Annotated in this window: 2 protein-coding genes; one reads left to right on the top strand and one right to left on the bottom strand. The window is 63.8% G+C overall.

Features of this window, described 5'->3' with window-relative positions; genetic code table 11:
• Window positions 1-483 (top strand): SOS response-associated peptidase family protein (locus NHF53_RS23560; protein ID WP_252836380.1); only part of this gene is annotated, 483 nt, incomplete at its 5' end.
• A gap of 160 nt (window positions 484-643) precedes the next feature.
• Here the strand turns inward: NHF53_RS23560 and NHF53_RS23555 are convergent.
• On the bottom strand, window positions 644-2,176 hold a 1,533-nt coding region (locus NHF53_RS23555; protein ID WP_374591338.1), incomplete at its 5' end, for an OB-fold nucleic acid binding domain-containing protein.

Raw genomic sequence — 2,176 nt, 5'->3', positions numbered from 1 at the left:
GCCAAGGGCAAGGACGTCGATTTTCAGGAGCTGCTGAAGATGGAGCCGGACGGCGGAACGACGAACATCCGCAACACCGCCAGCAAGCACTGGACGCGCTGGCTCGGCGTCGAGACCCGCTGTGTTGTCCCCTTCACCCGCTTTGCCGAGCCGGACCCGGCGAGCAAGGTCGAGGGCGGCCGCACGCCGAACGCCTGGTTTGCAGGCGACGAGAGCGAGCCGCTCTTGTTCTTCGCCGGGCTCTGGGTGCCGCAGTGGGAGTGCGTGCGCAAGATCAAGGAGGGCCTGATTACGTGCGACCTCTTCGCCTTCCTGACGACCGAACCGAACGCGGTCGTGGCACCGATCCATCCGAAGGCAATGCCGGTCATCCTGCGGAATACCGATGAGATCGAGACATGGCTGACTGCACCATGGGAGGAGGCAAAAGCTCTGCACCGCCCCTTGCCCGCCGATGCACTCGTGCTGCTGAAGGCGGCTTGAACCGGTGGTGCGATGCTGAGATACGCCCTGGCCGCGCTGATAATTCTGATGATGACCGGCCAGCTTGTCAGCATTGGCATCAGCATCTGGCTCGCGCTTTGAGATGCGCCGCATCTCGCCTCGTTTAGGGGAAATCTCTCCGCCGCGATGAGCGTAGAATTCAATGAAAATTCCGGCTCTTGATCTTGAGCGTGTCGATATGAAGATCGGGCGTGAACATATCCCTTGCCCGAACACCCGGCATCGGCCGCTCGCGGCGATCGGGGCTTGACGGAGAGCCGTGGGCGAACTCGTCGCCGCGTCCGGTTGGTAGCCGAAAGCCTCCGTCGCGCTCGGCAAGGCTCGAAAGATCTGCCGAAAGATCGAAGAGCTGCTGGGCGACAAGGTGCACCACCTCCCCTTCCCGCTGGATCCTGCCGTTGATCGCCATCATGCTGGCACCGAGCACCACCCGGCGTGATCGCTCGAAGAGTTTTGGCCAGACGACGAGGTTCGCCACGCCGGTCTCGTCCTCGATGGTGATGAACATCACGCCCTTCGCCGATCCCGGCCGCTGGCGCACCAGCACCAGTCCGGCAGTCATCAGCCATTGTCCGTCGCGTGCTCTCATCGCCTCGGCACAGGTGACGATCTGCCGTTTGGCGAGGTCATGCCGCAGGAAGCTCAATGGGTGCTGGCGAAGCGTCAGACCGGTGTGGCTGTAATCCTCGACGACGTTGTGACCTTCGGTCATCTGTCTGAGCTCGACTTCCGGCTCCTGCTGTTCGGCGATCGCCCGCGCCTCCCGTTCCGCCGCGGCGGTGAAGAGCGGCAGCGGCTCGTCGCGAAGTGCCTTGATCGCCCAGAGCGCGTCCCGCCGCTTGAGGGCCAGTGACGGCAGGAAGGCATCGGCTTCAGCCAGTTCGACGAGCGAGGCGACCGGCACACCGGAACGCCGCCACAGGTCGTCGACCGATGCGAAGGGCTCGTCAGCGCGCGCGGCGACAATCCGCGCCGCGTCGGCCGTCGCCAGGCCGCGCACCAGACGCATGCCGAGCCGGACTGCATGGCGGCCGGTATCATCGATCGGCTCGAGCGTGCAGTCCCATCGCGAATGGTTGATGCAGACGGGGCGCACCTCGACGCCATGCTTCCTCGCGTCCGCGACGATCTGCGCGGGGGCGTAGAAGCCCATCGGCTGCGAATTGAGAAGTGCCGCACAGAAGACATCGGGAAAATGGCATTTCAGATAGTTGGAAGCATAGGCGATGAGCGCGAAGGACGCGGCGTGGCTTTCGGGAAAGCCGTAGGAGCCGAAGCCCTCGAGCTGGCTGAAGGTCTTTTCCGCGAATTCCGGCGTGTAGCCGTTGCGGATCATTCCCGAAACGAGCTTGTCCTTGAACTTCGAGACACCGCCCGTGAACTTGAAGGTCGCCATGGATTTGCGCAACTGGTCGGCTTCGCCGCCGGTGAACCCGGCACAGACCATCGCCACCTTCATCGCCGACTCCTGAAACAATGGCACCCCCAAGGTCTTGTGCAGGACCGCCTCCAGTTCGGGCGTGGGGTACTCGACCTTCTCCTTGCCCTCGCGGCGGCGCAGATAGGGATGCACCATGTCACCCTGGATCGGGCCGGGGCGGACGATCGCCACCTGGATCACGAGGTCGTAGAAGGTCCTCGGCTTCATGCGTGGCAGCATGGACATCTGCGC

This window comes from Ciceribacter sp. RN22, assembly GCF_024054295.1.
Classification (GTDB): Bacteria; Pseudomonadota; Alphaproteobacteria; order Rhizobiales; family Rhizobiaceae; genus Allorhizobium; species Allorhizobium lividum.
Note: the sequence above shows the minus strand (reverse complement) of the source record. Positions and strands in the feature narration are given on the sequence as shown.